The sequence below is a fragment of the Wenxinia saemankumensis genome, from assembly GCF_900141735.1.
GTDB classification, from domain to species: domain Bacteria; phylum Pseudomonadota; class Alphaproteobacteria; order Rhodobacterales; family Rhodobacteraceae; genus Wenxinia; species Wenxinia saemankumensis.
The window spans coordinates 551428-576658 of record NZ_FQYO01000002.1 but is presented as its reverse complement, the minus strand read 5'-3'; the positions used below and the strand labels follow the sequence as shown (position 1 = coordinate 576658).

27 protein-coding genes are annotated in these 25231 nt (G+C 73.9%); 13 read left to right on the top strand and 14 right to left on the bottom strand.

What is annotated here, in order from left to right:
- Positions 1 to 23 precede the first annotated feature (23 nt).
- Positions 24 to 683: a Hint domain-containing protein gene (locus BUE30_RS06595; protein WP_073327220.1), complete on the bottom strand. Its 660-nt coding sequence runs from the start codon at positions 681 to 683 to the stop codon at positions 24 to 26.
- Positions 684 to 1261: 578 nt separating this feature from the next.
- On the opposite strand from BUE30_RS06595, the gene BUE30_RS06590 reads away from it, so the two are divergent.
- Positions 1262 to 2260 (top strand): hypothetical protein, encoded by a 999-nt coding sequence (locus BUE30_RS06590; protein WP_073327218.1) that lies wholly within the window; start codon positions 1262 to 1264, stop codon positions 2258 to 2260.
- A gap of 76 nt (positions 2261 to 2336) precedes the next feature.
- Here BUE30_RS06590 and BUE30_RS06585 read toward each other — a convergent pair whose 3' ends face one another.
- Both BUE30_RS06585 and upp read right to left on the bottom strand, forming a co-directional pair.
- Complete coding sequence (locus BUE30_RS06585; RefSeq protein ID WP_073327216.1) at positions 2337 to 3743, bottom strand: hypothetical protein; 1407 nt, start codon at positions 3741 to 3743, stop codon at positions 2337 to 2339.
- A gap of 177 nt (positions 3744 to 3920) precedes the next feature.
- On the bottom strand, positions 3921 to 4553 hold the full coding sequence (gene upp, locus BUE30_RS06580) for a uracil phosphoribosyltransferase (RefSeq protein ID WP_073327213.1): 633 nt from the start codon (positions 4551 to 4553) through the stop codon (positions 3921 to 3923).
- A 98-nt stretch (positions 4554 to 4651) separates the two neighbouring features.
- Between upp and BUE30_RS06575 the strand changes: the two genes are divergently transcribed.
- On the top strand, positions 4652 to 5881 hold the full coding sequence (locus BUE30_RS06575; RefSeq protein WP_073327210.1) for an MFS transporter: 1230 nt from the start codon (positions 4652 to 4654) through the stop codon (positions 5879 to 5881).
- Between the two features lie 32 nt (positions 5882 to 5913).
- Here the strand turns inward: BUE30_RS06575 and BUE30_RS17300 are convergent, their stop codons facing one another.
- On the bottom strand, positions 5914 to 6084 hold the full coding sequence (locus BUE30_RS17300) for a DUF3072 domain-containing protein (protein ID WP_083601194.1): 171 nt from the start codon (positions 6082 to 6084) through the stop codon (positions 5914 to 5916).
- 269 nt (positions 6085 to 6353) lie between these two features.
- Between BUE30_RS17300 and cdd the strand changes: the two genes are divergently transcribed.
- The 8 genes from cdd (at position 6354) to BUE30_RS06530 (ending at position 15983) form a co-directional block, all read left to right on the top strand.
- A complete protein-coding gene (gene cdd / locus BUE30_RS06565) occupies positions 6354 to 6755 on the top strand; it encodes a cytidine deaminase (RefSeq protein ID WP_073327779.1) in 402 nt (133 codons plus the stop codon).
- Positions 6756 to 6760: 5 nt separating this feature from the next.
- Positions 6761 to 8080, top strand: a complete 1320-nt coding sequence (locus BUE30_RS06560; RefSeq protein WP_073327207.1) for a thymidine phosphorylase — start codon at positions 6761 to 6763, stop codon at positions 8078 to 8080.
- Positions 8077 to 9288: a phosphopentomutase gene (locus tag BUE30_RS06555; RefSeq protein ID WP_073327204.1), complete on the top strand. Its 1212-nt coding sequence runs from the start codon at positions 8077 to 8079 to the stop codon at positions 9286 to 9288. Before BUE30_RS06560 ends, BUE30_RS06555 begins: the two co-directional genes overlap by 4 nt.
- A complete protein-coding gene (locus tag BUE30_RS06550) occupies positions 9285 to 10280 on the top strand; it encodes an adenosine deaminase (RefSeq protein WP_139300496.1) in 996 nt (331 codons plus the stop codon). Before BUE30_RS06555 ends, BUE30_RS06550 begins: the two co-directional genes overlap by 4 nt.
- Positions 10281 to 10868: 588 nt before the next feature.
- Positions 10869 to 13286 carry an ATP-dependent helicase HrpB gene (hrpB, locus tag BUE30_RS06545; protein WP_073327201.1) on the top strand — a complete coding sequence of 806 codons (2418 nt, stop codon included), beginning with the start codon at positions 10869 to 10871 and terminating at the stop codon, positions 13284 to 13286.
- Positions 13287 to 13354: 68 nt separating this feature from the next.
- Positions 13355 to 13798 (top strand): NUDIX hydrolase, encoded by a 444-nt coding sequence (locus tag BUE30_RS06540; RefSeq protein ID WP_073327198.1) that lies wholly within the window; start codon positions 13355 to 13357, stop codon positions 13796 to 13798.
- A 131-nt stretch (positions 13799 to 13929) separates the two neighbouring features.
- Positions 13930 to 15132: an NAD(P)/FAD-dependent oxidoreductase gene (locus BUE30_RS06535; protein ID WP_073327195.1), complete on the top strand. Its 1203-nt coding sequence runs from the start codon at positions 13930 to 13932 to the stop codon at positions 15130 to 15132.
- A 20-nt stretch (positions 15133 to 15152) separates the two neighbouring features.
- Positions 15153 to 15983 (top strand): NAD-dependent epimerase/dehydratase family protein, encoded by an 831-nt coding sequence (locus BUE30_RS06530; RefSeq protein WP_073327192.1) that lies wholly within the window; start codon positions 15153 to 15155, stop codon positions 15981 to 15983.
- A 233-nt stretch (positions 15984 to 16216) separates the two neighbouring features.
- Here BUE30_RS06530 and BUE30_RS06525 read toward each other — a convergent pair whose 3' ends face one another.
- Both BUE30_RS06525 and BUE30_RS06520 read right to left on the bottom strand, forming a co-directional pair.
- Positions 16217 to 16909, bottom strand: a complete 693-nt coding sequence (locus BUE30_RS06525; protein WP_073327189.1) for an HAD family hydrolase — start codon at positions 16907 to 16909, stop codon at positions 16217 to 16219.
- Positions 16906 to 17214, bottom strand: coding sequence for a DUF3572 domain-containing protein (locus BUE30_RS06520; RefSeq protein WP_244526286.1), 309 nt, complete (start codon positions 17212 to 17214; stop codon positions 16906 to 16908). The genes BUE30_RS06525 and BUE30_RS06520 overlap by 4 nt, the downstream gene beginning before the upstream one ends.
- Before the next feature lie 75 nt (positions 17215 to 17289).
- Here BUE30_RS06520 and BUE30_RS06515 point away from each other — a divergent pair, with 75 nt between their 5' ends.
- Complete coding sequence (locus tag BUE30_RS06515) at positions 17290 to 18810, top strand: diguanylate cyclase domain-containing protein (protein ID WP_073327183.1); 1521 nt, start codon at positions 17290 to 17292, stop codon at positions 18808 to 18810.
- A gap of 192 nt (positions 18811 to 19002) precedes the next feature.
- Here BUE30_RS06515 and BUE30_RS06510 read toward each other — a convergent pair whose 3' ends face one another.
- The 4 genes from BUE30_RS06510 to BUE30_RS06495 all read right to left on the bottom strand — a co-directional run bounded on the left by BUE30_RS06510 (position 19003) and on the right by BUE30_RS06495 (position 21091).
- Positions 19003 to 19467: a periplasmic heavy metal sensor gene (locus BUE30_RS06510; RefSeq protein WP_073327180.1), complete on the bottom strand. Its 465-nt coding sequence runs from the start codon at positions 19465 to 19467 to the stop codon at positions 19003 to 19005.
- Positions 19468 to 19472: 5 nt separating this feature from the next.
- Positions 19473 to 19865, bottom strand: coding sequence for a hypothetical protein (locus BUE30_RS06505; RefSeq protein ID WP_073327177.1), 393 nt, complete (start codon positions 19863 to 19865; stop codon positions 19473 to 19475).
- A complete protein-coding gene (locus BUE30_RS06500; RefSeq protein ID WP_083601192.1) occupies positions 19858 to 20466 on the bottom strand; it encodes an RNA polymerase sigma factor in 609 nt (202 codons plus the stop codon). Before BUE30_RS06500 ends, BUE30_RS06505 begins: the two co-directional genes overlap by 8 nt.
- An 85-nt stretch (positions 20467 to 20551) precedes the next feature.
- Positions 20552 to 21091, bottom strand: coding sequence for an EF-hand domain-containing protein (locus BUE30_RS06495; RefSeq protein WP_083601190.1), 540 nt, complete (start codon positions 21089 to 21091; stop codon positions 20552 to 20554).
- 209 nt (positions 21092 to 21300) lie between these two features.
- Between BUE30_RS06495 and BUE30_RS06490 the strand changes: the two genes are divergently transcribed.
- Complete coding sequence (locus tag BUE30_RS06490) at positions 21301 to 21747, top strand: DUF983 domain-containing protein (RefSeq protein WP_083601188.1); 447 nt, start codon at positions 21301 to 21303, stop codon at positions 21745 to 21747.
- Positions 21702 to 22370 carry an NUDIX hydrolase gene (locus tag BUE30_RS06485; protein WP_073327174.1) on the top strand — a complete coding sequence of 223 codons (669 nt, stop codon included), beginning with the start codon at positions 21702 to 21704 and terminating at the stop codon, positions 22368 to 22370. The genes BUE30_RS06490 and BUE30_RS06485 overlap by 46 nt, the downstream gene beginning before the upstream one ends.
- Positions 22371 to 22372: 2 nt before the next feature.
- Here BUE30_RS06485 and BUE30_RS06480 read toward each other — a convergent pair whose 3' ends face one another.
- The 4 genes from BUE30_RS06480 to BUE30_RS06465 are packed head-to-tail and all read right to left on the bottom strand — an operon-like array spanning position 22373 to position 25175.
- Positions 22373 to 23278, bottom strand: coding sequence for a DMT family transporter (locus BUE30_RS06480; RefSeq protein ID WP_073327171.1), 906 nt, complete (start codon positions 23276 to 23278; stop codon positions 22373 to 22375).
- 36 nt (positions 23279 to 23314) lie between these two features.
- The gene (locus BUE30_RS06475) at positions 23315 to 23809 is read right to left on the bottom strand and encodes a lipocalin family protein (RefSeq protein ID WP_073327168.1); all 495 of its coding nucleotides are present in this window, start codon (positions 23807 to 23809) and stop codon (positions 23315 to 23317) included.
- Positions 23806 to 24135 carry a hypothetical protein gene (locus BUE30_RS06470; protein WP_073327165.1) on the bottom strand — a complete coding sequence of 110 codons (330 nt, stop codon included), beginning with the start codon at positions 24133 to 24135 and terminating at the stop codon, positions 23806 to 23808. Before BUE30_RS06470 ends, BUE30_RS06475 begins: the two co-directional genes overlap by 4 nt.
- Positions 24135 to 25175 (bottom strand): aldo/keto reductase, encoded by a 1041-nt coding sequence (locus BUE30_RS06465; protein WP_073327162.1) that lies wholly within the window; start codon positions 25173 to 25175, stop codon positions 24135 to 24137. The genes BUE30_RS06470 and BUE30_RS06465 overlap by 1 nt, the downstream gene beginning before the upstream one ends.
- Between the last annotated feature and the right edge of the window lie 56 nt (positions 25176 to 25231).

Genomic DNA, 25231 nt, shown 5'->3' with positions numbered 1-25231 from the left:
CCGGGAAGAGAGAGAAGGACCGGCTAGACGGCCGCGTGGGCCATGGCGGGGGCGGTGCCGGAGGCGCCGGATCGCTGCGCCTCCTCGAGCATCTGCCCGACGAAGGCGCGCGCCTCGCGAAGGGTGAGGGCGGCGGTGGGCCCGACATGGCCGCTGGCGAAGATCTCGTCGATCATGTCGGCATCGCGCGCGCAATGGATCAGACCGCCGGACCGCAGGTAGACGATCTCGTCCCGCTCGAAGCAGAGCCGCACCAGCGAGGGGCGCTGCCCGCTCATCCGGCTCGGCCCGATGCCGAACACGCCGTCGAGCGCGCGGGCCGGCAGTATCACGAAGGGGTCGCCGAACATCTCCTCGGCGAGGTCGCTCTCGATCATCAGGTAGCTGCAGGGCATGACCTCGAAGCTGCGCTCGTTGCCGAGCGCGCCCGCAGGCACTGAGAGCGGCCGGGCGGAGCCGAAGATCGGCATCCGGTCGTCCTGCCCCATCGACTGGCGATAGATCGCCTCGAGCGGGACCATGCCGTTGTCGAAGGTCAGCACCCGATCCCCGGCGCTCAGCGCCTCGACCGCGCGCCAGCCCATGGCGGTGGCGATTTCCGTCCCGGCGAGCAGGCCGCCGTCGAAATCGGCGCAGGCGCGCTGTCCGGGTGTGCCGTTCAGGGGGGAGAAGGTGAGGCCCATGGCGGTGTCATCCTCGGCGAGTTTGGCAGCGGAGGTCTGTCGTTCGACCTGTGGGACCCATTTGGCCGTCCGCTCGGGGCGGAGGCGCGACCGAATTGTGTTCCCCCGGTGTCGAAATGCCCTTTTCGGGGGGACCAAGGCGTTAATTTCCCGCTCCAAGGGCCCCCGCCGGCCACGGCCGGGCCACCTGCCCGAAAAGTCAGGTGACCTGTCCGAAAGATCAGGCGGAGTGATTCGCTCCACGCGGACCCCGGGGCAGGCCGGATTGGTCAGGCCTCATGAAATATTGGAACGGGTGGCCGGCGGGGGCCCCGCGGCGGTGCCCGGCACCGGCCAAGCGCCTGACGGCCCCCCCTGTCTTAGGACTTGTGGCAGCGCCGCACGCCGCGGGGCTGCCTCCTGCCGGTCCGGTTGCCGCAATTGCGCCACGATCACCCCGCCGGCCCCGCCCGCCCGGGACCGCCCCGCACGCCCCGGCACGCCACGGCCGGGCGAGACGCCTGTTCACCCGCCCCGTCCGCCTGTAGGCTGCGCGTCGAGCAGATCGAGCCCAAGGCCACGCGAGAACGAGCCCCCCCTTGTCAGGAACCGCACTGTCCCGATACGCCCGGCTCGAATGCCCCGGCCTCTGGCGCCCCTCCCACGAGGCGCAGCGCCGCGACGTGACGGTCTCCTTCGGGCAGGCGACCCTCGTCATCTCGGACAGCGCCGGTCGCCCCCTCACCCATTGGTCGCTGCCGGCGGTCGAGCGTCTGAATCCCGGCGAGGATCCCGCGCTCTACGGCCCTGACCGCGAGGCGGGAGAGACGCTGGAACTCTCCGACGCCACGATGATCGACGCGATCGAGACCGTGCGGAAGAGTCTCGACCGCGCCCGCCGGCATCCGGGCCGGCTGCGTCAGGTGATCGTCTGGGGCGGCGGCGCGCTGGCGGTCGTGGCGATCGCGCTCTGGCTGCCCTCGGCGCTGCTGACCCAGGCCCTCGGCGCCGTGCCGGAGACCAAGCGGAGCGAGATCGGCGCGATCCTCCTCGGTCACCTGCAGCGGGTGACCGGGCCCGCCTGCCGCAACCCGCTGGGGACCGAGGCGCTGGCCCGGCTGCACGAGCGGGTGATGGGGCCGGACGCGCCCGGCCAGGCGGTCGTGCTGCCTGCCGCCCTGCCCGGACCGCTCTACCTGCCGGGGGGACTCATCGTCCTGTCGCGCCGCACGGTCGAGACGGCGAGCGAACCCTCGGTCGTCGCCGGCCAGATGATCGCCGCCGTCAACGGCCCCGCGGGCGACCCGATGGCCCCGATCCTGCGGGCCGAGGGATTGCGCGCGACCGTGACCCTGCTGACGACCGGCGACCTGCCCGACGCCGCCCTCGCGACCGAGGCGCAGCGCCTGCTGTCGAACCCTGTCGTGCCCCCCGATCCCGACGCGCTGGCCCCCTGGTTCGAGGCGGCGGACGTACCGATGGGCCCCTGGGCGCGCTACCGCGAGACCGACCCGCCCGAACCGCCGCAACCCGCCTCGGGCCAGGCTGTGCTGAGCGACGGCGACTGGGTCGGCCTCCAGGGCATCTGCCGGGGCTGACCCGGCCCCCGTCCGATACGGCCCGGAACGGCCCGGAACGACCCCGGACCGGCCGGGCAGGCCCGGCCGGCCCTCCTCAGCGGATCAAGTAGCCGTCGCTGGCCCGGTAGCCCGCTGCCGCCGCCTGACCGGCATCGGCGAAGGGCGAGGCGTAGCGAGCCGGCAGGCCGCGCTGCGGGTTCACCCGCCCGTCCTCCCAGGCGCGCACGTAGCCTGCCGGAGGATGGGCCGGGATCGGCGCGCCGACCGGGTTCGAGGCCGGGATCGGCTGCGGATTGAAGATGTCCTCCAGCCCCGAGGCGCGGGCGAAACGCGCGGTCGTGAGCGGCGCGGGGGCAGCCGCGCCGGCGCCGGAGGGGGACTGCGCCTGCGGCCCGCAGCGCACGCCACCGGTCCCGCCGCCGGTCAGGTAGGCCCCCATCGCGTCGCGGCACGGATGGACGAAGGCGGTCATCGTTCCGGCCGTGGCAGGGGCGGCGGGGGCGCCGGGCATGCCCGGGCCGCCGGGCAGCTGCGAGGCGGCGACCATCGTCGGACCGGGAACGGGGGCCGCGACGGGCAATGTCGTCGGCGCGGTGCCGCAGACCGGCAACCCGGTCTCGCGGTAGACGTAGCGCAGCCCCGTCAGGGCGGCCTCGGCGCACAGATCGGCCAGCGCGACGCGGCGCGGCTCGGCGCCCGCGACCGTCACCGCGCCGCCGGGACCGGCGACGGGCACCGACGCGTTCACCGGCCCGGCCATCGGCGCCGGCAGGGCGGCCGGCCCGCAGGAGATCGTCTCGCGCGTCTCGGCGTTCACCCATCCCGGTTGCGGTCCGCTCCGCCCCTCGCAGAAGGCGCCGAGGGTCAGGCGCTCGGGCTGCGGCGACGCGGCGGGCATCGGGCCGGGCATGGTTGCGGGCATCGCGGCCGGGCTCGCGGCGGCCGGTCGCACGCCGCCGCCGCAATCGATCGTCTCGCCCGTCTCGGCATTGACGAAGCCGCCCTGCACGCCGCGCCGGCCCTCGCAGAAGGCGGCGAGCGTGGTCCGCTGCGCCTGCGCCTCCGGCGCCGGGGCGGCCGCCGGGGGCGGCACCACCTGCGGAGAGGTCGGGACGGGCCGGCCGGCCATCGTCGCCGCCGGGCCGCCGGCCTCCGCCGCCGGGGCGGGAGCGGGCGCGTTCTCGGGCACCGCGATCAGGTTCGGCAGATCGTCGGGAATGTCGGCCATCGCCGGCAGGGGGATCCCCTCCGGAAAGGTCGGCGCGAAGCCGCAGAGCTGCTCGCGGCTCTGCGACAGGCGGGGCACCCAGCGGGTCGCGCCGGCGACGCCCGCGCGGATGAAGACGCAGCCCCCGCTGTCGACATACTGGTTTCCCGGGTAGCTCTCGGGCGGGAACTCGCGCGGCAGGACCTGCGCCGCAACGCTCCCGGCCTGCATCCATCCCAGCCCGGCGAGGAGCGCGACGGCTCCGACCCTGGTCGCGCGGCTCAGCTGTCGCATCGGTTCCCCCACAAGATATGGTGGAAACCTGCCAAAGCCCCCGCAGGATGTAAAGGGACCGATGCCGTTTCGGAAACGCCGCGTTCCCCCTGCACCGGACCCGCCCGCAGGGCCGCCGGGCCCTTGCGGATCAGCGGCTTGCGCGCCGGGCCCTTCCGGTCCGGCGCGCGGCGCCCGTCACTTCGTTCCGAAGATGCGGTCGCCGGCATCGCCGAGCCCGGGGACGATGTAGCCGTGATCGTCCAGTCGCTCGTCCAGCGCCGCGGTGACGATCGGCACGTCGGGATGCGCCTCCTTCATCCGCGCCACCCCCTCCGGGGCCGCGAGCAGGCACATGAAGCGGATGTCCCGCGCGCCCGCCGCCTTGATGAGGTCGATGGCCGCGGCCGAGGAATTGCCCGTCGCCAGCATCGGATCGACGACGATCGTCAGCCGGTCCTCCAGCGCGCTCGGCACCTTGAAGTAGTACTGCACCGGCTGCAGCGTCTGGGGATCACGGTAGAGGCCGACGAACCCGACCCGGGCGGCGGGGATCAGCTCGAGGATCCCGTCCATCAGCCCGTTGCCGGCCCGCAGGATCGAGATCAGCGCCAGCTTCTTGCCCTCGATCACGGGCGCGTCCATCGGCTGCAGCGGCGTCTCGATCCGCCGGGTCGTCAGCGGCAGGGTGCGGGTGATCTCGTAGGCTAGCAGGAGCGAGATCTCGCGCAGCAGCTGCCGGAAGGACTTGGTCGAGGTGTCCTTCTCGCGCATCAGGCTCAGCTTGTGCTGGACGAGGGGGTGATCGACGATCGTCAGGTGCTGGGTCATGGGCGTCTCCCGCGGATGCTTCCCCGGGGTCGTAGGCCAAGCCGGCGGCCCCGTCGAGGCACTGGTCAAGCCCCCCGCCCCGGCGTAAGCCGCGCCCCATGCGCATCGTCCCCCTGTCCGAGGCGCGGCGCCTGCCCCTCTGGCAGCGTCCCGTCGCCCTGCTTTTCCTCACCGCCGCGGCGATGCCGCTCGCCTTCAATGTCTGGTCGGCGCTGCTGAACAACTTTGTCATCGAGGTGGCGGGCTTCGACGGCAGCGACATCGGCTGGCTGCACACGGTGCGCGAGATCCCGGGCTTCCTCGCCGTGGGGGTGATCGCGCTGATCCTCTTCGTCCGCGAGCAGGTGCTGGGCCTCGTCGCGCTGCTGATGCTGGGCGTGGCGACGGCGATCACCGCCTTCTTTCCGTCGCTGGGCGGCATCCTGACGGTGACGATGCTGTCCTCGATCGGGTTCCACTACTACGAGACGGTGAACCAGTCGCTCCAGCTGCAATGGCTGGACCGGGCGCGCGCGCCGCAGATGCTGGGCTGGATCCTGTCCGTCGGGTCGGGCGCGACGCTGATCGCCTATCTCTGCATCATCGTGACGTGGAAGCGGTTCGACCTCGACTATGCTACCGTCTACCTGGCGGGCGGCGGGATCACCGCCCTGCTCGCGATCCTCGCCCTGTTCGCCTATCCGCAGTTCGAGGCGCCGCACCCGCAGGTCAAGCGGATGGTCCTGCGCCGGCGCTACTGGCTCTACTACGCGCTGCAGTTCATGTCGGGCGCGCGGCGGCAGATCTTCGTCGTCTTCGCCGCCTTCATGATGGTGGAGCGTTTCGGCTTCGAGGTCGACGACATCACGCTGCTCTACAGCGTGACGCTGGTCGCCAACATCGTCCTCGCCCCCGCGATCGGCCGGTTCGTCACCGTGGCGGGCGAGCGGCGGACCCTGCTGATCGAATATGCCGGGCTGATGGCGATCTTCGCCAGCTATGGCGGGCTCTACATGTTCGGCTGGGGCGTGGCGGTCGCGGCGCTGCTCTACATCCTCGACCACATCTTCTTCGCCATGGCGCTCGCGCTGAAGACCTATTTCCAGAAGATCGCCGATCCCGGCGACATCGCGCCCACCGCCGCCGTGGCCTTCACGATCAACCACATCGCGGCCGTCTTCCTGCCCGCGGCGCTGGGCTACCTGTGGCTGACCTCGCCGGCGGCCGTGTTCCTGCTCGCCACCGGGATGGCCGCCACCTCCTTCGCGCTCGCATTGCTGATCCCGCGACACCCGGCCCCGGGGCACGAGACACGGCTGGCGCCGTTGCCGACCGCGCCCGCCGAATAGGGGCGATCGTCGGCGTCGGGGCGGCGCCCGCCTCAGCGGCAGGGCAGCGTCCGCAGCGAGCGAAGCACCTCGATCCGGGCCGAGGCCTGGTCGTGGGTCAGCTCGCGCTCGACCTGTTCGCCGGTCCGCTCGCAGAGCTGCTGGAGCTCGCTCTTCTGCGCTGTCGTCATCGGGGCGCTCTGCCCCATCGGCATCGTGCTCATCGTCGTCGCCTTTCGGTCCCGTCCGCCCCCATGCCGACCCGGTGTCACGCCGGGCGAAGGACGGCTTCGCGGCGGCGATGGGGCCTTGTCGTGCCGGGCGCGGACACCTCGTCCGTGTCGCGTGTCGCAATCCCAACGGGGCGCCGCATGACGGGGTTCCGTCACGTTCCGGGCCGGACCGGCGAGCGTTGCCGCCGGGCCTCGCCTTGCATCCGGCCGGGCCCCGCCGCAGGATCGCGGGCACCATCGACCCGCCGGGAGCGCCGCCCATGTCCGACACCGATCTTCTCGCCGCTGCCCGCGCCATCCGCGAGCGCGCCTACGCGCCCTATTCGAACTTCAAGGTGGGGGCGGCGATCCGCACGCCGTCCGGCGCGGTCTTCACCGGCGTCAACGTCGAGAACGCCGCCTATCCCGAAGGCACCTGCGCCGAGGCGGGCGCGATCGCCGCGATGATCGCCGGCGGCGAGACCCGGATCGCCGAGGTGGCCGTCATCGCCGACGCGCCTCGTCCGGTCACGCCCTGCGGCGGCTGCCGGCAGAAGCTGGCGGAATTCGGGGCGGGCGACACGCCCGTCACGATGGCCAACCTCGCCGGAACCGAAGAGCGCACGACGCTGGCCGCCCTGCTGCCGGGAGGCTTCACCTCCTCCGACATGGCCGCCGGCTGAACGCGATGACGGCCCGCCTCGACGTTCGCGCCGTCAACGGCTGCCTCCGGCGGGGCGAGGCTCCGGATCCGGACGCGCTGCGCGCCTTTGCCGCCGGTCTGGCCTCCGGCGCGGTCTCCGACGCGCAGGCCGGCGCCTTCGCGATGGGCGTCTGCCGCACCGCGCTCGGCCCCGCGGGACGCGTCGCGCTGACCGAGGCGATGCGCGACAGCGGCGACGTCCTGACCTGGGACCTGCCCGGTCCCGTCCTCGACAAGCATTCGACCGGGGGACTGGGGGATTGCGTCAGCCTCGTCCTCGCCCCCGCCCTGGCCGCCTGCGGCGTCTACGTTCCCATGATCTCGGGCCGCGGCCTCGGCCATACCGGCGGCACGCTCGACAAGATGGAGGCGATCCCCGGCGTGAAGGTCGAGGTGGACGAGGACCGGCTGCGGCGGATCACCCGCGAGGTCGGCTGCGCCATCGTCGGCGCGACCGGTCGCATCGCCCCGGCCGACCGGACCCTCTACGAGATCCGCGACGTGACCGGCACGGTCGAGAGCGTCGACCTCATCACCGCCTCGATCCTGTCCAAGAAGCTGGCCGCCGGTCTCGGCGGGCTCGTACTGGACGTCAAATGCGGCTCGGGCGCCTTCATGGCGACCGAGGCGGCGGCGCGCGACCTGGCCGAGGCGCTGGTCGAGACCGCGACCGGGGCGGGCTGCCCCACCGCGGCGCTGATCACCGACATGGACCAGCCGCTGGCCCCCGCGCTCGGCAATGCGCTCGAGGTGGCCCTGGCGATGGAGGTGCTGTCCGGCAACCGCGCGGCCGCCCCGCGCCTGCACGACCTGACGATCGCGCTCGGCGACCGGCTGCTGGCTTTGGGCGGGATCGCCGACGGCGCGGCGCGGCTGGCCGGGGCGCTGTCCTCGGGCGCCGCGATGGAGCGGTTCGCGCGCATGGTCGCCGCCCTCGGCGGCCCGCCCGACATGGAGGCGGACTGGCGCGCCCACCTGCCCCGCGCGCAGGTCGTCGGCGACGTCGTCGCCCCGGCGGACGGCATCCTGGCCGGCTGGGACGGCGAGGCGCTGGGCCTCGTCGTGGTCGGCCTCGGCGGCGGGCGCGCGCGCGAGAAGGACCGCATCGACTGGAGCGTCGGCCTCTCCGACATCCGCCCGCTCGGCACGGACGTCCGCCGGGGCGAACCGATCGCCACGATCCATGCCCGCAGCGAAGAGGACGCGCAGGAAGGGGCCGAGGCCGTCCTCGCCGCGCTGACGCTGGGCGAGCGCTTCACGCCCCGGGACCTCGTGCTGGGATCGGTCGGAGGAGACAGACCATGAGCCGCGCCTTCCTCGTCGTGCTCGATTCCGCCGGGATCGGCGGCGCCCCCGATGCGGGCGAGTTCTTCAACGGCGACGTGCCCGATACCGACGCGAACACGATCGGCCATATCGCGCAGGCCTGCGCCGCGGGGCGGGCCGAGGACGGCCGCAGCGGCCCGCTGCAGGTGCCGGTCCTCGCCTCGCTCGGGCTCGGCGCCGCGCTGGAGGCCGCCTCCGGCATGGCGCCGCCCCCGGGGCTGGACGGTCCCGTGACGGGCGCCTGGGCCGCGGCGACCGAGGTCTCGCGCGGCAAGGACACCCCCTCCGGCCACTGGGAGCTGGCGGGCGTGCCGGTGCCGTGGGACTGGCATACTTTCCCGAAGGCCGATCCCTGCTTTCCGCCGGAGCTGGTGGAGGAGGTCTGCCGCCTCTCCGGAACGGACGGCATCCTCGGCAACCGCCACGCGAGCGGGACCAACATCATCGAGGAGGAGGGGGCCGCGCATGTCCGCAACGGCCGGCCGATCTGCTACACCTCCGTCGACAGCGTCTTCCAGATCGCGGCGCACGAGGAGGCGTTCGGCCTCGACCGCCTGCTGGAGCTCTGCGCGGATCTCGCTCCCCGGCTCCACGACATGAAGGTCGGCCGCGTCATCGCGCGCCCCTTCCTCGGATCCGAGGAGACGGGATGGAAGCGCACGTCGAACCGCAAGGACTTCGCCATCGCCCCGCCCGCCCCCACGCTCTGCGACTGGCTGCACGAGGCCGGCCACCCGGTCCACGCCGTCGGCAAGATCGGCGACATCTTCTCGATGCGCGGGATCGACGACGTCGTGAAGGGCGAGGATGCCGAGCTGATGGAGGGGCTGGCCGCGCTGGCCGACGGTGCCGAGGACGGGGCCTTCGTCTTCGCCAATCTCGTCGAGTTCGACAGCCTCTACGGTCATCGCCGCGACGTCTCGGGCTATGCGCGCGCCCTCGAATGGGCTGACAACGCGCTCGGCCTCATCATCCCCCGGCTCCGCGCCGGGGATCTGCTGATCGTCACCGCCGACCACGGGAACGACCCGACATTCTCTGGCACCGACCACACGCGGGAGCGGGTGCCGGTGCTGATGCAGGGCGCGGTGCCCGGCGGGCGCGGCCTCGTCGATTTCGTCGACGTCGCCGCGACCGTGGCCGACCATCTCGGCGTGACCCCGAAGAACGGAAAGAGCTTCCTGTGACCGAACCGACCTCAGACTGGCGCGACATTCCCAAGGTCGAGCTGCATCTGCATCTCGAGGGCGCGGCCCCGCCTGCCTTCATCCGCGGCCTCGCCGCCGAGAAGGGGATGGACCTGTCCGCCATCTTCCGCCCCGATGGCGGCTACCGCTACGAGGGGTTCGAGCATTTCCTGCAGGTCTACGAGGCCGCCTGCCAGGTCCTGACCGGCCCCGAGGAGTTCCGCCGCCTCACGCTGGCGGTGCTCGAGGAAAGCGCGTCGCAGGGCGTCGTCTATACCGAGGCCTTCCTCAGCCCCGAATTCTGCGGCGGCGGCGATGTCGGCGCCTGGCGCGAGTACCTCGCCGCGATTCAGGACGCGGCGATGCAGGCCGAGCGCGACTTCGGCATCACCCTGCGCGGCTGCGCCACGATCATCCGCCATCTCGGCCCCGACAAGGGGCGCGACACCGCCCGCTGCGCGGTCGAGACGGCCGGCGATTTCCTCACCGGCTTCGGCCTCGCGGGGGCCGAGATGATGGGCCGCCCCGGCGATTACGCCTGGTCCTTCGATGCCGCGCGCGAGGCCGGGCTGCGGCTGACCGCCCATGCCGGGGAATGGGGCGGGCCGGACATGGTCGCCGACACGATCCGCGACCTCAAGGTCGAGCGGATCGGCCACGGCATCAACGCGATCCGCGACCTCGCCCTTGTGGACGACATCGCCGAGAAGGGCATCGTGCTCGAGGTCTGCCCCGGCTCGAACGTGTTCCTCGGCGCCGTTCCCTCGTGGAAGGACCACCCGCTGCCGAAGCTGATGGCCCGGGGGGTGAAATGCACCGTCTCGACGGACGATCCGCCCTTCTTCCACACCACGATGAGCAACGAATACGACATGCTCGAACAGGTCTTCGATTTCGGAGAAAGCGAGTTCCGCCATCTCGCCGAGACCGGCCTCGCCGGCGCCTTCTGCGACGAGGCCACGCGCGAGCGGGTCCGCAAGCGCCTCGCCTGACGGCACGCGCGGCCAGCCGGGCCCCGCCCGGCGGCCGCGGCGGCCCGCCCCCCTTCCGTCCTGTGCACCCTGGACGTGCGCCCGACCGGGGCCGCCCCCCCGGTCGCGTCCGGCGCGCTTCCCCCCCCTGCAGCCCCCCAGTCGCCCCGCCCCCGGCCGGCCCCCGCCGGTACCCGGCGCCCTGCCCCGAAGCATCGTGATATCGTCCGGACCTGCGCACCCGCGACGCAAGCCGGCTGGACCCCATCCCTGGATCGCCCGTCCCCTCCCTGCCCCGCCGCCCCCGGGACCCGCCCGGCCCGCCGCCGGGCCCCGCTCCCCCGCCCCCCCTTCGCAGGGTTCCAGATACCGTCTTCAGCCTCCGCCAGCGAAAGGGCCTGGAGAAGGCGCATCGGCAGCCCCGCCGCCCCCGGGGACCCGCCCGGAACACCGCCGGGCCCTGCTCCCCCGCCCCCCCTTTTCGCAGGGTTCCAGAAACCCTCCTCAGCCTCCGCCCGCGAAGGGGCCGGGCAGGGGCGCCTCCGCCCGACTGCACCGGGGTCGGCGCGCGCCCCTTCACCCGGCCGTCCGGCGGGGCGATAAGGCCCCATGCCCGACGCCCTCCCCATCGACGCCGTCCTGCCCGACCTCGTGGCCGCGCTCCGCGCCAGGGGACGCGCCGTGCTGGAGGCGCCGCCCGGCGCGGGCAAGACCACCCGCGTGCCGCTCGCCCTCCTCGAGGCGGGGTTCGTTACCGGCCGCATCCTGATGCTCGAGCCGCGCCGCCTCGCCGCGCGGGCCGCGGCCGAGCGGCTGGCCGAGCAGCTGGGCGAGGGGCCCGGCGATACCGTCGGGTACCGGATGCGCGGCGACACGAAGACGTCGGGCCGGACCCGGATCGAGGTCGTGACCGAGGGGATCCTGACGCGGATGATCCAGTCCGACCCCGAGCTCGCCGGCATCGGGGCGGTGATCTTCGACGAGTTCCACGAACGCTCGCTCGACGCCGATCTCGGCCTCGCGCTCTGTCTCGAGGTGCGGGCCGCGCTCCGGCCGGACCTGCACCTGCTGGTCATGTCCGCGACGCTCGATGCCGCGCCGGTGGCGGCGCTGATGGACGGGGCCCCCCGCATCACGTCGGAGGGGCGCGCCTACCCCGTCGAGATCCGGCACCTGGACCGCCCCCTTCCGAAGGGGCGGATCGGCGCGCAGCTGGCCGAGGCGGTGCTGGACCTGCTGCCCGGAACGACGGGCGGCGTTCTCGCCTTCCTCCCCGGCGCGGGGGAGATCCGGGACGCCGCCGCGCGCCTGTCCGGCCGCGTGCCGGCGGGGACCGAGATCCGCCTGCTCTACGGCGCCCTGCCCCCGGCCGAGCAGCGGGCGGCGATCCGGCCCGCCGCGCCCGGCACCCGCAAGATCGTGCTCGCCACCTCCATTGCCGAGACCTCTCTCACGATCGAGGACGTGCGCGTCGTGGTCGACGGAGGGCTGGCCCGGCGGTCCCGCTTCGATCCCGGCTCGGGGATGGCGCGGCTGGTGACCGAAAGGGTCACGCGGGCCGAGGCGGCGCAGCGCGCGGGCCGCGCGGGTCGCGTGGCCGAGGGGATCGCGCTCCGGCTCTGGACGAAGGGGGAGGAGGGCGCCCTCGCCGCCTATCCCCCGCCGGGGATCGAGAGCGCGGATCTCGCGCCGCTCGCGCTGGACCTCGCGCTCTGGGGCAGCGCCGACCTGCCCTTCCTGACCCCGCCGCCCGAGGGGGCGCTGGCCGAGGCGCGGGCGCTCCTGCGGGATCTCGGCGCGCTGGACGGGGCGGACCGCATCACCGCCCATGGACGGGCGCTGGCGGCGATGCCGGTCCATCCGCGCCTCGCCCACATGCTGGGCGTCGCAGGGCGGCAGGCCGCCCCCCTCGCCGCGCTGCTGTCGGACCGGGACGTGCTGCGCGCGGCGTCGTCGGACCTCGCGCTGCGCCTGCGCGCCCTGAAGGGGGACCGGACCGGCGAGGCCGATCCCGGCGCGCTGGCCAGGGTGCGGGAGGAGAGCAGGCGGCTGGCAAGGGGCCTGCCCGATGGCCCGTCCCTCTCCCCCGGTGCGATGGCGGCGCTCGCCTATCCCGACCGGATCGGCAGGCGGCGGCCGGGCGAGGCGCCGCGCTTCCTGCTGTCGGGCGGCAAGGGGGCGCATCTCGACCCCGCCGATCCGCTGGCGGGGGTGCCCTTCCTCGTCGCCACGGATCTCGACGGCGACCCGCGCGAGGCGCGGATCCGCGCGGCGGCCGAGGTGAGCGAGGCCGAGATCCGCGATCTCTTCGCCGAGCGGATCGTCTGGACCGAGACCTGCCGCTGGTCGCGCCGCGAGGGCCGCGTCGTCGCCCGCGCCGAGGAGCGGCTGGGGGCCCTGGTCCTCGCCGACCGGCCCGGCGCGGCCGAGACGGCGGACCTTGCCCGCGCCATGTGCGACGGGGTGCGCCAGCTGGGTCTGCGCCTCTCCCCTGCGGCCGAGCGTCTGCGCGCCCGGGTCGCGCTCGCGCGGGCGGAAGGGCACGACCTGCCCGCGATGGACGAGACCAAGCTGCTGGAGACGCTCGAGGACTGGCTCGCCCCCTACCTCGCCGGGGTCAGGACGGCCGAGGACTGGAAGCGCTTCGACCCCCTGCCGGCCCTGCGGGCGCGGATCGACTGGGGCCGGATGCAGGCGCTCGACGCTGCCGCGCCGGGCAAGGTCACGACCCCGACGGGCCGCGAGGTGCCCGTCGACTATTCGGGCGAGCATCCCGCCATCGCCGTCAAGCTGCAGGAGATGTTCGGCACGCAGGAGCATCCAAAGGTCGCCGGCCGGCCGATCCAGGTCACGCTGCTGTCGCCGGCGCAGCACCCGCTGGCGGTGACGACCGACATTCCGGGCTTCTGGTCCGGCGCCTATCACGACGTGCGCCGGGACATGCGCGGCCGCTACCCCCGGCACCCCTGGCCCGAAAATCCTTCCGTGGCGGAACCGACACGACGGACGAAACCTCGCGGCACCTGAAACTTTGAATTCGTGGGTGGCGGCCTAGATTGTAACGACATCCTGTAGGCCGAGTATCCCCCCATCCCATGTCGTTGAGCAAGAAGATCGCCATCCAGACCGCCACAGAGGACGACCCCGTGATCCAGCTGGCCGCCCTGTGCTGGCGCGGCCCGAAGAAGGATCGCGAGGTCCTTCTCGTCACCTCGTCCTCGGGGCGCTGGATCCTGCCCAAGGGCTGGCCGATGGCGGATTGCACGCATCGCGAGGCGGCCCTGATCGAGGCGTGGGAGGAAGGCGGGGTCAAGCGCGGCCGGGCCGAACGCAAGCATATCGGCTCGTTCCGGGCGATGAAGGAACTGCGGAACGGCGCGATGATCCCCGCCCTGGTCAAGGTCTTCGCCGTCGAGGTGAAGAAGATGTCCAAGGACTACCCCGAGGCCGAGCGGCGCGACCGCCGCTGGGTCAGCCCCAAGAAGGCGGCGAGCCTCGTGACCGAGCCGGGCCTCAAGGCGATCCTCAAGGACTTCTGAGGTCCGCCGTCCCGGCGCGGCCACCGCGCGCCCGGCCGGACCGCATGACCATCGGCAGCGCCGCAGCCCCCCTTCCCTTCCCCTCCGGCCCGGGCCTAGGCTCGCCCCGACGCCACCGGCCGGAGTGCCAGATGCCCCTCGACAGAACCCCTGCCCACGGCGCCTACGACGTGGTGATCGTCGGCGGCGGCATCCACGGCGCGTCGGCCGCGTGGTGGCTCGCCCGCGATCCCGATTTCCACGGCCGCGTCCTGGTGGTCGAGCGGGACCCCAGCTACGAGACCGCCTCCTCGACGCATACCAACAGCTGCATCCGCCAGCAGTTCGGGGCCGAGGTGAACGTGCGGATCAGCCGGTTCGGGGCGGAGTTCATCCACGGTTTCCGCGACTGGATGGAGGATCGCGAGGCGCCTACGCTCACGCTGCAGAGCTTCGGCTACCTCTACCTCGCCGGGTCCGAGGCGGGCGCGGACGCGCTGCGCCAGGCACAGGCCCTGCAGGCCCGGCTCGGCTGCGCGACGCGCCTGCTCACCCCCGCCGAGATCGCCGCCGAATGGCCCTTCATAGAGGCGGGCGACGTGATCCTCGGCTCGCACAACGCGGTGGACGAGGGGTATTTCGACGGCGCGACGATGTTCGACTGGCTGCGCCGGCGCGGCCGCGCGCTCGGCGTGGACTACGTGCAGGCCGAGGTGACCGGCATCGGGGTCGAGGGCGGCCGCGTGATGTCCGTGACGCTTGACGGCGGGACGGAGGTCGCGGCCGGCTGGGTCGTCAACGCCGCCGGCCCCCGCGCCGCGCAGGTCGCGGCGATGGTCGGCCTGCCCCTGCCGGTCGAGCCGCGCCGCCGCTTCACCTATGTCTTCGAAGCGGCCGAGCCCCTGCCCGCCGATCTGCCGCTGACGATCGACCCGTCGGGCGTGCACATGCGCAGCGACGGGCGGCTCTACATGGCCGGGGTGAAACCCGATCCCGACACCGCCGTCGCGCCGGACGATTTCCACGACGATCCCCACCTGTGGGAAGAGGTGGTCTGGCCCGCCCTCGCCGCGCGCGTTCCCGCCTTCGAGCGGATCAAGCTGCGCCGGTCCTGGGTGGGACACTACGCCTACAACACGCTCGACCAGAACGCCCTCCTCGGGCCCGCCCCGGACCTGCCGAACTTCCTCTTCGCGAGCGGCTTCTCCGGCCATGGCCTGCAGCAGGCCCCCGCCGTCGGCCGCGGCCTCGCCGAGCTGATCCTGCACGGGCGCTACGTCGCGCTCGACCTGTCCGACCTCTCCTATACCCGCCTCGCGACGGGCCGCGCCCTGCGCGAGCCGGCCATCATCTGACCGACCGAAGGAAGACCCCGATGAAGAAGATCGTCCTCACCGGCGCGCGCGGCGCGCTCGGCACCTCGCTCCGCCCCGCCTTGGCGGGACTCGCCGACACGCTCCTCTCCACCGACATCCAGGACGCGCCGGACGATCTCGCCCCGAACGAGACCTATGTCCGGGCGGATCTCGCCCGCATGGACGAGGTCGCCCCCCTGCTCGAGGGCGCGGACGTGGTCGTCCATTTCGGGGCGAGGGTCGACGAGGCGCCGTTCGAGGAACTGCTGGGCCCGAACTACATCGGCGCCTACAACATATGGGAAGCCGCGCACCGCCACGGGCTGCGGCGCGTCGTCTACGCCTCGTCCATCCACGCCGTCGGACTGTGCGAGACCGCCTCCGGCATCGACACGCGCGAGCCGCACCGGCCCGACACGTTCTACGGACTCGCCAAGTGCTTCGCCGAGGATCTGGGCCGCATGTACTGGGAGAAGCGGGGCCTCGAGGCGGTCTGCCTGCGGATCCTGTCCTGCACGCCGAAGCCCGAGAACCTGCGCGCCCTCGGCACCTGGCTCAGCCACCGCGACATGGTGCATCTCGTCGAGCGGGCGGTGCTGGCGCCGACGGTCGGCTTCACCGTGGCCTACGGCGTGTCGAACAACGACCGGGCCCCGGTCTCGAACCACACCGTGCCCTTCCTCGGCTACCGCCCGCAGGACAATGCCGAGGAGTACGCGGCCGAGATCGAGGCCGCGGCGCCGGAAGCCGATCCGCAGGACATGGGGTATACCCGCCTCGGCGGCCCCTTCGCGAAGGTGAGGCTCGGCGAGGGGGCGGTGAGCCTCATCAAGGCGATGGGCAAGGGCTGAGACTGCCCGGGCCGGGCGGGCCCTGGCCGCTCCGTCCTGCCACGGGACCAGCGGCGGCGACCTGACGCTTGCGTCAATTGCCGCATCGTCAACTCATTCCTGCCCCGTTCGGGGATCACGCCTTTGATGTCCGGCGGGAGAGCGCAGGGCCCCATGGCAGCGGAGGCGATCGTTCCCGTGCGATCGATCTGGGGGCCCCGCGCGCTCCTCCCCCGGCGACGATCCCGAGCGGCCTAGAGCTCCAGCAGATCCGTGAGATCCGCGATGGAGGGCAGCACGGCCCGGGCGAGCGGCGCCAGCGCGGCCCGATCGGCCGGTCCCGTCAGGACCCCGACCGGCACCATCCCGGCCGCCCGCCCGGCGACCAGGTCATGCGCGGAATCCCCGACCATCGCGATCCGGTCCGGCGGCAGGCCCCAGGCGGCGGCCCCGGCCAGCAACGGACCGGGATCGGGCTTGCCGCCATGGCCGCTGTCATAGCCGATCACCGGGTCGAACAGGTCAGCGACCCCCGCGCGGACGAGGTGCGCGCGCGCCGCGCCCGCGCTGTCGTTCGTCACCACGCCCAGCCGCAGCCCCGCCGCCGCGAGGGGCGAGAGCGCCGCGCGCAGGTCGGTCGCCGGCACCGGCGCGATTCCCGCGGCCAGCCGGTCGAGCCGCGCGGCCAGCCCCGGCGGGTCGTCCGGCGCGAACCGCTCGAGGAGCCGCGCCACCTCGGCCGCCGTCTCGGCGATGACCGGCGAATCCGGGCGGTAGAGACGCCGGTCGCGGTCGAAGCCCAGCGTCCACGCCACTTCTCCCGGATCGGCGCCGCGATCCGCGAGGTCGGCGATCACCGCCTCGGCGAAGGGCGCCCAGGTCTGCTGGAAGCCGAAGAGCGTGCCGTCCTTGTCGAAGAGCACGCCGCGCAGGCCGGGCAGGCTCATGTCCAGTGGGTCCGCGCGGTGCCGGCGAGGACCGCATGCGCCGTCATCGCCGCCTCGGGCGGGTGCCCCGTCTCGCGCGACCAGCCCAGCACCCAGGCATCGTCCATCGTCACGAATTCCAGCACCGAAACCAGCAGGTCCTCGTCCCCCGCCCGCTGTCGCAACTCTTCGGGCGAGAGGCCGGTGGAGCCGAGGAAGACGTCGCGCAGCTCGTCGTTCGCCACCAGCCAGCCGAGCGCCGAAAGCGCGATCTCCTCGGCCCGGGGCCGGCCCATCCCGCCGGGGTGAATCTTTTCTCTGGGCATGACGGGCAACAACTTCTTAACCTTTGGGGGTCAGAACTTGAGTCAAATACAACCAAGTTGCTGAGCAGGAAGACGATGTCGCGCGATATCCTCATTGTCGATACCCTCTGCAGCAGCCGCATCCTGGCCTGCGGCGAGGTGTCGGCGGGGCATCACGCCGTCAGGTCCTGCGCCACGGAGGAAGAGGCGTGGGCGGCGCTCGACGCGGCCTGCCCCGACCTGCTGGTGCTCGGCGCCGGGGACGGCCAGCCCGGCGCCGACTTCCTGCGGCGCCTCCGCGCCCGGCCGGGCACGCGGCGCCTGCCGGTCCTCGCCATCGCGGCGGAGGAGGACCGCGCGGCGCGCCTGCGCCTGCTGCATGCCGGCGCGGACGAGGTGCTGACACGGCCCTACGATCCGGCGCTGCTGCTGGGGCGGATTCGCACCCTGCTGCGCGGCGCGGACGAACTGGCGGATCTCGCCCAGGGCGGCGCCGGCGGCCTCGCCCCCGACATGCCGGGCCTCGCCGAGCCGGAGGAGGGGTTCGGCGCCCGTGCCACGATCCGCGTGGTCACCGGCCGCGCCGGCCGGATGCCGGAGGCGATCGAGCCGCTCTCGCGGCGCCACGCGCTGAGCCTCGACCGCGAGACGCTGTCGAGCGGCCGGGCGGGTGCGCCGGCCCCCGACCTCGTGATCCTCGACGCCGCGGGCGGCGCGCCGGACCTCGCCGCGGCGATCCGGCTGGCGGGCGATGGGCGCGCCCTGCACAGCGCCGCCCTGTTCCGCCAGATCGCCGAGATCCGCTCGCACGGGCCGGCCCGCCATGCGGCGATCCTCGCCCTCGTGCCGCCGCAGGCGACGAACCTCGCCGTGATGGCGCTCGACCTCGGCGCGCAGAACGTGGTCACGCCCGATATCGGGGCCGAGGAGCTGGCCTGGCGGGCCGAGGGGCTGATCCGGCGCAAGCGCGACCAGGACCGCTGCCGCGAGGAGCTGCGGGTCGGGCTGAAGGCGGCGCTGCACGACCCGATGACGGGCCTCTACAACCGACGCTACGCCCTGCCCGCGCTCGACCGGCAGGCGCAGGCGCCCGGCCCGCCGGGGCAGCTGGCGGTGATGATGATCGATGTCGACGACTTCAAGGCCATCAACGACCGCTTCGGCCATGCGGCCGGGGACAGCGTCATCGTCGCCATCGCGCAGCGGCTCGAGGGGCTGGTTCCGCCCGAGGGGATGGTCGCGCGGCTGGGCGGGGAGGAGTTCCTGGCCGTGCTGCCCGTCGCCGGGCGCGACGCGGCCGTCGACGCGGCCGAACGGATGCGCCGCCATGTGGCGGAACGCCCGGTCACCGTGGACGGCCCGGGAGGGGGCTGCGCCATCCGGCTCGCCGCGGCGGTGTCGATCGGCCTCGCCCTCGGGACAGGCGGCGAGGCCGGCAGCGACATCCTCGCGCGGGCCGACCGCGCGCTGATGGCGGCGAAGCGCGCGGGCAAGAACCGGGTGATCGGGCCGGCCTCGATCGACGGTGCGGACCTCGCCACCCTGCGCCCGTCCACCGGCGGGATCCACGGCCTCGCCCCGCCGGGCCCCGTCCTGCGCTTCGGCAAGGCCGTCTGAGCGCCACGGAGCGCGTTGCCGCCCGGATCGGGCCGGCCGGGGGAAGCCTCCGCCCTGCCGCGCCCTCCCCGCACCGAGGGACCTGCGCCGCGCCGATCGCGGCCGTGACGCGTCGCGTCGGGCGCGGCTGTTGCGGGCCGCGTCCGGCGCGGCTGTTGCGGGCCGCGTCCGGCGCGGCTGTTGCGGGCCGCGTCAGTCGCGGCCGTGGCCCCCGCCCAGCCGCCTTGCATAGGCCGCGCGCTCCTCGGGCCCCATCTGCGCCAGCTCCGCCAGGAACGCGTCCTGCGCCGCGTCCTGCAGACCCCGCAGGCGCGCGCCCTGCGCCGCCAGCAGCGCCTCGACCGCGTCCGGGTCGAAGGGCTCGGCGGTCAGCGCCCCGGCAAAGGCGCGCATCGCCTCGCGACGGGCGCCACGGTCGAAGCGGCGCAGGTCGTCGTCGCCGCGCAGCCGCGCCCGGATGCCGTCCCGCCGCTCGGGGGGCAGTGCGTCGAGCAGCGGCCCCACCGCCAGCTCGACGCCGGGCCGCCCGCCCGGGGGGTTGCCGCGCAGGACGGCGCCGAGGATCAGCCCGGCGACCAGAAGGTTCAGCGCCAGCGACAGGACGAGGACGACCCGCGAGAGGCGCAGGCGGCGGCGCGGCGGGGGCGTGTCGGTCATGCTGTCTAGTCCTCCACCAGGGCGACGTCGTCGGGCAGCAGCCCGATCGCCACCGTGTCGTCGAGATAGCCCTGCAGCGCCGCGGGCGGGGCGATTCCGATCAGCAATCCGGTCAGCGCCGCCACGCCGAGCGAGCCGAAGCCCAGCCAGCCGCCCAGCAGGTCGGCCCAGCCCGCCCCCTCGCCCGCCGCGCGCGGCGCCGGTCGCGGCGCCGATCCGGGCATCGCCGCCAGCGCGTCGGCCTCCAGCCGGGCGAGGAAATCGCCCCCAGGGGGCGCGCCCTCCCGCGCCGCGACATCCGCGAGCAGGCGGTCCAGCGCGGCCTCGCCCGGCGCGGCCTCTTCGGCCGCGGCGTCGCCGGGCCCGGATGCGGCGCGGGTCGTGTCGGTCTCACTCATCGGTCCATCCCAGCTCTGCGCGCCGCTCCGCCAGGATCGCGGCCAGCGCCCGTTTCCCCCGGGCCGTCAGACTCTCGACGGCCTCCACCCCGATGTCCATCGCCGCGGCGATCTCGGGATTGCCGAGCCCCTCGAGGTGGCGCAGCGCGACCGCGTGGGCCTGCCGCTCGGGGATTGCAGCCAGTGCCTCGGCCAGGGCGCGGTGCCGCGCCGCCTCGAGCAGCCCCTCGGCCGCGCCCGGCGCGTCGTCCGCCGGTTCCGGCACCGCGTCCAGCGGCGCGGCACGGCCCCGCCGCCGCAGCCGGTCGAGGCAGAGATTGGCGACGACCCGGTAGAGCCAGGTCGTCACCCGCGCCTCGCCCTGCCGCCAGTCGGGGGCAATCCGCCAGAGGCGCATCAGTGCCTCCTGCACGACGTCCTCCGCCTCGGCCCGGTCGGCGAGCATGCGCTGCGCCTGCGACAGGGCCCGCGGTGCGAGCGCCAGTGTCAGGTCGCGCGCCGCCCGCGCGTCGCCGTTGGCATAGGCGAGCAGCAGCGCGCCATGGGGGTCCGGCGCGCCTTCGCAGGGGGCTGCGGCGTCTGGGGCGCTGGCCTGTCGCATCGTCACCCTTGCTAACGGGCCCCGGCCCCCTGCGCCACCGGCCGGACCGGGCGCGAAACGCCCGGTCCCGCCGATCCACCAGCTGTCAGTGGCGGCCACGGGGGCCGTGATCGCCGAACCAATGGCCGCGGGGACCATGATCGCCGCGACCGCGATCGCCGAACCGGGCGGCCATCCGATCGCCGACCTCCCGGTCCCCGTCCGCCAAGACGGGTGCCGCCGCCAGCTCCTCGGCGTCGACGCTGCCGTCGCCGTCGGTATCGAGCCGCGCCACCAGCCGCTCGGCCCGGTCCGACCGGCGCTGCGCGGCCTGCGCCTCGAACCATGCGGCGAGTTCGTCCGCGGTCAGCGCGCCGTTCCCGTCGGCATCGGCCTCGGCGAACCGGGCGGCCTGCAGCGCGTCGCGCTCGGCCGCGTCCAGCACGCCGTCCCCGTCGCCGTCGAAGGGTGCGAGGCGCGGCGGCAGGGTCCGGCCGGGCATCGCCGCTCCGTCCCGCGCCCCGGCCGCGTCGGCCTCGGCCTCCACCGCGCCGGGGAGGGTCTCTTCGGCGGCGTCCTGCCCCCGCGCTGCCTGGATGCCCAGCCCCGCGATCATCGCCGCGGCCAGGAAAAGGGTCTGTCTCATCGTGCCGGTCCTTCATCTCGTTCGGCGGGGCCGGTCCGGCCCGCCGGGGGGGACGATCCCCGCTCTCTCGCCGGGATCATCGCTGTTACGGCCCGGCCGGGCGCTTCCGTCGCGGGGGCGGCGGCTTTTCACGCCGCCCCGCGCGTCACACGGTCGCGCATCGTCGCGGGGGGATGCGCGGGCCGGCGTTCCGGGTTAGGTGCGAGGCCATGAAACCGCTCCGCCCCGAAGAGACAGCCCTGCCGCCCGAGACGTCGGCCCGGGCGGCCCCCGATGACGGCACGCAGGAGCGTCCCGTCTGGCCGGCGATCCGCAAGGGGATGCGCCGCCGCTGCCCGCATTGCGGCCGGGGCGCGCTGTTCGAGGGCTACCTCAAGGTCGTCGACCGCTGCGCCGTCTGCGACGAGAGCTACCGCGCCCAGCGCGCCGATGACGGGCCGGCCTATCTGACGATCCTCGTCGTCGGCCACCTGATGGTGCCGGTGATCCACTATACCTGGACGCTGTTCCGCCCGGCCCCGCTGGTCATGGCCACGATCTTCACCCTGACGGCGGTCGGCCTGTCGCTGGCGCTGCTGCCCCGGTTCAAGGGGCTGGTCGTGGCGGTGCAATGGGCCAAGCGGATGCACGGCTTCGGGCCGGACCGGGCGGCGTGATCGTGCTGCGGCAGGGCCGGGACGGACCCGCCGTCCTGATGGGCCAGCGCGGCCAAGGCGCCGTGTTCATGCCCGGCAAGACCGTCTTTCCCGGCGGTGCGGTCGATCCCGGCGACGCGGCGATCCCGCTCGACCTGTCGCCGACCTGCGCCGCCCGGCTGGGGGCGGAGAGCGCCCGGTGCCCGACAGCCCTCGCCGCCGCTGCCCTGCGCGAGCTGCACGAGGAGACGGCGCAGGCCTTCGGCCGCCCCGCCCCCTGGCCGGACCCGCCGCCGGGATGGGCCGCCTTCGCCGCGCGCGGCCTGCGCCCCGACGCGGCCCCGCTGACTTTCGTCTTCCGTGCGGTGACGCCGGTCGGCCGCCCGCGCCGCTTCGACGCGCGCTTCTTCCTGGCCGAGGCCGATCGGCTCGCCACCGATCCCGACGCGTTCGACGGGGCCGAGGACGAGCTGTCGTATCTCGCCTGGGTGCCGCTGGACGAGACGCGGGCCCGCGACCTGCCCTTCGTCACCCGCCTCGTCCTGGCCGAGATCGCGGCCGGGATGGGCCGCGCCGGTCCGCCTGAGGCGGTGCCGTTCCTGCGATTCGAGGCGGGCGCCCAGCGGATCACCCGGATCGCCTGACCTCAGACGAAGGCGATCAGCCCCAGGATCGAGGCACCCAGCACCGCGACGCCCGCCAGCTCGCGCCAGGTGATCGACTCGCGGAAGACCAGCGCCGAGACGGCGAGCGAGAAGATCAGTTCCACCTGCCCCACCGCGTTGACGAGGCCGACGGTCTGGAGGGTGAACGCAGTGAACCAGCAGGCCGAGCCGATCATCGACGTGACCCCCACCAGCCCCGCGACGCGCCAGCGCCGCAGCACGCGCCCGATCTCCCCCCGTTCCCGCCAGGCCAGCCAGGCGCCGAGGATCAGCGTCTGGCTGATCGTGACCAGCGACAGGGTGACCAGCGCGCGCAGCAGCGTATCGCCCCCGTCGAGGCCGAGCGACGCGGCGCGGTAGCCGTTGCCCGAGACCGCGAAGAACAGCCCCGACAGCAGGCCCAGCCCGGCGGAGCGGTTGCGGATGCGCCGGTGCCAGGGCCCAGCACCGCCCGGCACGTCGGAGAGCAGGAGGACCCCGCCGAGGCCGACGCAGATGGCAGCGAAGGCGCCGGGCCCCACCCCCTCGCCCAGCAGCAGCCACCCGGCGAGAACCGACAGGATGACCTCCGTCTTCTTGAAGGTGATGCCGACCGCGAAGTTGCGCCGCCCCAGCAGCAGGACGGTACAGATCGTGGCGAGGATCTGGCTGATGCCGCCTGCCAGCGCCCAAGGCCAGAACCCGGCCGGCACCCCGGGCAGGGCCTGCCCGCTGAACCGCGCCCAGCCGAAGGCGGCGAGCACGGCCAGCGGCGCGGCATAGACGAAGCGGGCGAAGGTCGCGCCGGCCGCCGACAGCCCGCCGCCGCCGGCGAGCGACCTCTGCAGCATGAAGCGTAGCGTCTGCGCCAGCGCGGCGGCGATGGTGACGGGAATCCAGGCGTCCATGCCCCCTCATCGCCTTCCCGCCGGGGAAGGCAAGCCCTAGCGCAGCATCCGCAGGCGGGAGAGGTCGTAGCCGTTGAACTCCAGCACGTCGCGGGCCGCGCGCAACCGGTCGGGCGTGGTCGCCCCGTCGCGGTCCAGGATCCAGCCGGCCCCGCCCTCGGGCGTGCCGATCACCGCCGTCTCGCCGCTCTCGTCCAGCCAGAGCACCCAGAAGGCGGCGGGCTGGCCGGGCAGGTCCGTCTCGTATCGTGCCGGTGCCCGCAGGGCGAAGGCGCCGCCCTCCACCCGTCCGTCGCAGGACCGCGTGATGGTCTCCGCCCCGATCCGGTAGCGCAGCTCGGCACAGCCCGCCGTCCCGGCGGCGGGATAATGCGCTATGGCGGTCCAGTCGCCGCGCAGGCGGCCCGCCTCCCAGATCGCGGGGGTGGAGATGGGGATGCCGCGATCCCGCCAGGTGGGTGCGGCGGCCGGTTCCGGCCCCGGCCGCGGGGCGCAGGCGGCGAGGAGGGCCAGCAGGAGCAATCGTTTCATTCCGCCTCGCAGCGCCAGAGGATGCGGGGGCGCCGGTTGCCCGGCCCGTCCCAGAGCCAGAGCCGGTCGCCCGTCCGGTCGTAGAGCAGCACGACGTCCAGGGCCGCCCCGCCGCAATCGAGGCGCAGCGCGGTCGCCCCCGACCCGCCCAGCGGAACGATGCCCGCGACGTCGCAGCGCCCCGAAGGGCCGGAGACTGCGGCGCTGCCCAGCCGGACGGGGTCGCGGCAGTCCAGCCCGCCCCAGTTCCCCAGCCATGGCAGATCCTCGGCCGCCGCGGGTCCGGCCAGCAGGCCGAGGGCGAGGGCCGCGCGCAGCGGGTTCATCAGAACGGCATCGGGTGCGACTTGTGGACCTCGTCGATCTCGTCCAGCACGGCCTTCGGCAGCGACAGATCCGTCCCCTGGAGGATGCGCTCGAGCTGCGGCGTGGTCGTCGCGCCGAAGATCGGAACGACGGGAAAGGGCCGCGTCACCGTCCAGGCCAGCGCCATGTGGACGGGGTCGAGACCGTGCCTCTCGGCGAGGTCGAGATAGGCGGCGACGGCCGGCAGGACGCGCGCGCTCATGCGTCCGCCCATCTCGTCCACGAGCGACCGGCGCGAGCCCTTCGGCACCTTGCCGCCCTGGTACTTGCCCGTGAGGAAGCCCGCGGCGAGCGGGGAATAGGCGAGCAGGGTCACCCCCTCCATCGCCGAGACCTCGGCCAGGTCGGTGTCGTAGAGGCGGGCGAGCAGCGAATACTCGTTCTGGATCGCCACCGCGCGCGGTCCCTTCGCCCCCTCGGCCAGGTCGCACCATCTCGTCAGGCCCCAGGCCGTCTCGTTCGACAGGCCGAAGGCGCGGATCTTGCCCTCGCGCTGCAGATCGCCCAGCGCGGCGAGCACCTCCTCCATATGCGCGGTCCACTTCGCGCGGTCGCTGCTCGGCCGGTAGGACCAGTTGCGGCGAAAGGCCCAGACCCGCCGGGCGGGCCAGTGCAGCTGGTAGAGGTCGATCACGTCGGTGCGCAGGCGGCGGAGCGACGCCTCGACGCAGGCGCGGATATTGGCGCCCGAATACCCTTCCCCGTCGCGGATGTCGGGATTGTCGGGACCCGACACCTTGGTCGCGATCACCAGCTCGTCCCGGCGATGCGTCCGCTCGATCCAGTTGCCGATGATCCGCTCGGTCCGGCCCACCGTCTCGGCCCGGACGGGGGCGACGGGATACATCTCGGCCGTGTCGAGGAAGTCGATCCCGTGATCGAGCGCCATGTCGATCTGCCGATGGGCGTCGTCCTGTTCGGTCTGGTTGCCCCAGGTCATCGTGCCGAGGCACCAGGCCGAGACTTCCAGCCCGTCGCGGCCGAGCGTCACGCGATCCATGAACGATCCTTCCAGATATATCGCCGCGCGCAGGCCGTTCCGCCCAGGCTAGCGGT

What these genes read in the sequence shown, in the direction of transcription:
- BUE30_RS06595 (WP_073327220.1), bottom strand. Translation starts at nt 683, where the DNA reads ATGGGCCTCACCTTCTCCCCCCTGAACGGCACACCCGGACAGCGCGCC.
- BUE30_RS06585 (WP_073327216.1), bottom strand. Translation starts at nt 3,743, where the DNA reads ATGCGACAGCTGAGCCGCGCGACCAGGGTCGGAGCCGTCGCGCTCCTC.
- upp (WP_073327213.1), bottom strand. Translation starts at nt 4,553, where the DNA reads ATGACCCAGCACCTGACGATCGTCGATCACCCCCTCGTCCAGCACAAG.
- BUE30_RS06575 (WP_073327210.1), top strand. Translation starts at nt 4,652, where the DNA reads ATGCGCATCGTCCCCCTGTCCGAGGCGCGGCGCCTGCCCCTCTGGCAG.
- BUE30_RS17300 (WP_083601194.1), bottom strand. Translation starts at nt 6,084, where the DNA reads ATGAGCACGATGCCGATGGGGCAGAGCGCCCCGATGACGACAGCGCAG.
- cdd (WP_073327779.1), top strand. Translation starts at nt 6,354, where the DNA reads ATGTCCGACACCGATCTTCTCGCCGCTGCCCGCGCCATCCGCGAGCGC.
- BUE30_RS06560 (WP_073327207.1), top strand. Translation starts at nt 6,761, where the DNA reads ATGACGGCCCGCCTCGACGTTCGCGCCGTCAACGGCTGCCTCCGGCGG.
- BUE30_RS06555 (WP_073327204.1), top strand. Translation starts at nt 8,077, where the DNA reads ATGAGCCGCGCCTTCCTCGTCGTGCTCGATTCCGCCGGGATCGGCGGC.
- hrpB (WP_073327201.1), top strand. Translation starts at nt 10,869, where the DNA reads ATGCCCGACGCCCTCCCCATCGACGCCGTCCTGCCCGACCTCGTGGCC.
- BUE30_RS06540 (WP_073327198.1), top strand. Translation starts at nt 13,355, where the DNA reads ATGTCGTTGAGCAAGAAGATCGCCATCCAGACCGCCACAGAGGACGAC.
- BUE30_RS06535 (WP_073327195.1), top strand. Translation starts at nt 13,930, where the DNA reads ATGCCCCTCGACAGAACCCCTGCCCACGGCGCCTACGACGTGGTGATC.
- BUE30_RS06530 (WP_073327192.1), top strand. Translation starts at nt 15,153, where the DNA reads ATGAAGAAGATCGTCCTCACCGGCGCGCGCGGCGCGCTCGGCACCTCG.
- BUE30_RS06525 (WP_073327189.1), bottom strand. Translation starts at nt 16,909, where the DNA reads ATGAGCCTGCCCGGCCTGCGCGGCGTGCTCTTCGACAAGGACGGCACG.
- BUE30_RS06520 (WP_244526286.1), bottom strand. Translation starts at nt 17,214, where the DNA reads ATGCCCAGAGAAAAGATTCACCCCGGCGGGATGGGCCGGCCCCGGGCC.
- BUE30_RS06515 (WP_073327183.1), top strand. Translation starts at nt 17,290, where the DNA reads ATGTCGCGCGATATCCTCATTGTCGATACCCTCTGCAGCAGCCGCATC.
- BUE30_RS06510 (WP_073327180.1), bottom strand. Translation starts at nt 19,467, where the DNA reads ATGACCGACACGCCCCCGCCGCGCCGCCGCCTGCGCCTCTCGCGGGTC.
- BUE30_RS06505 (WP_073327177.1), bottom strand. Translation starts at nt 19,865, where the DNA reads ATGAGTGAGACCGACACGACCCGCGCCGCATCCGGGCCCGGCGACGCC.
- BUE30_RS06500 (WP_083601192.1), bottom strand. Translation starts at nt 20,466, where the DNA reads ATGCGACAGGCCAGCGCCCCAGACGCCGCAGCCCCCTGCGAAGGCGCG.
- BUE30_RS06495 (WP_083601190.1), bottom strand. Translation starts at nt 21,091, where the DNA reads ATGAGACAGACCCTTTTCCTGGCCGCGGCGATGATCGCGGGGCTGGGC.
- BUE30_RS06490 (WP_083601188.1), top strand. Translation starts at nt 21,301, where the DNA reads ATGAAACCGCTCCGCCCCGAAGAGACAGCCCTGCCGCCCGAGACGTCG.
- BUE30_RS06485 (WP_073327174.1), top strand. Translation starts at nt 21,702, where the DNA reads ATGGGCCAAGCGGATGCACGGCTTCGGGCCGGACCGGGCGGCGTGATC.
- BUE30_RS06480 (WP_073327171.1), bottom strand. Translation starts at nt 23,278, where the DNA reads ATGGACGCCTGGATTCCCGTCACCATCGCCGCCGCGCTGGCGCAGACG.
- BUE30_RS06475 (WP_073327168.1), bottom strand. Translation starts at nt 23,809, where the DNA reads ATGAAACGATTGCTCCTGCTGGCCCTCCTCGCCGCCTGCGCCCCGCGG.
- BUE30_RS06470 (WP_073327165.1), bottom strand. Translation starts at nt 24,135, where the DNA reads ATGAACCCGCTGCGCGCGGCCCTCGCCCTCGGCCTGCTGGCCGGACCC.
- BUE30_RS06465 (WP_073327162.1), bottom strand. Translation starts at nt 25,175, where the DNA reads ATGGATCGCGTGACGCTCGGCCGCGACGGGCTGGAAGTCTCGGCCTGG.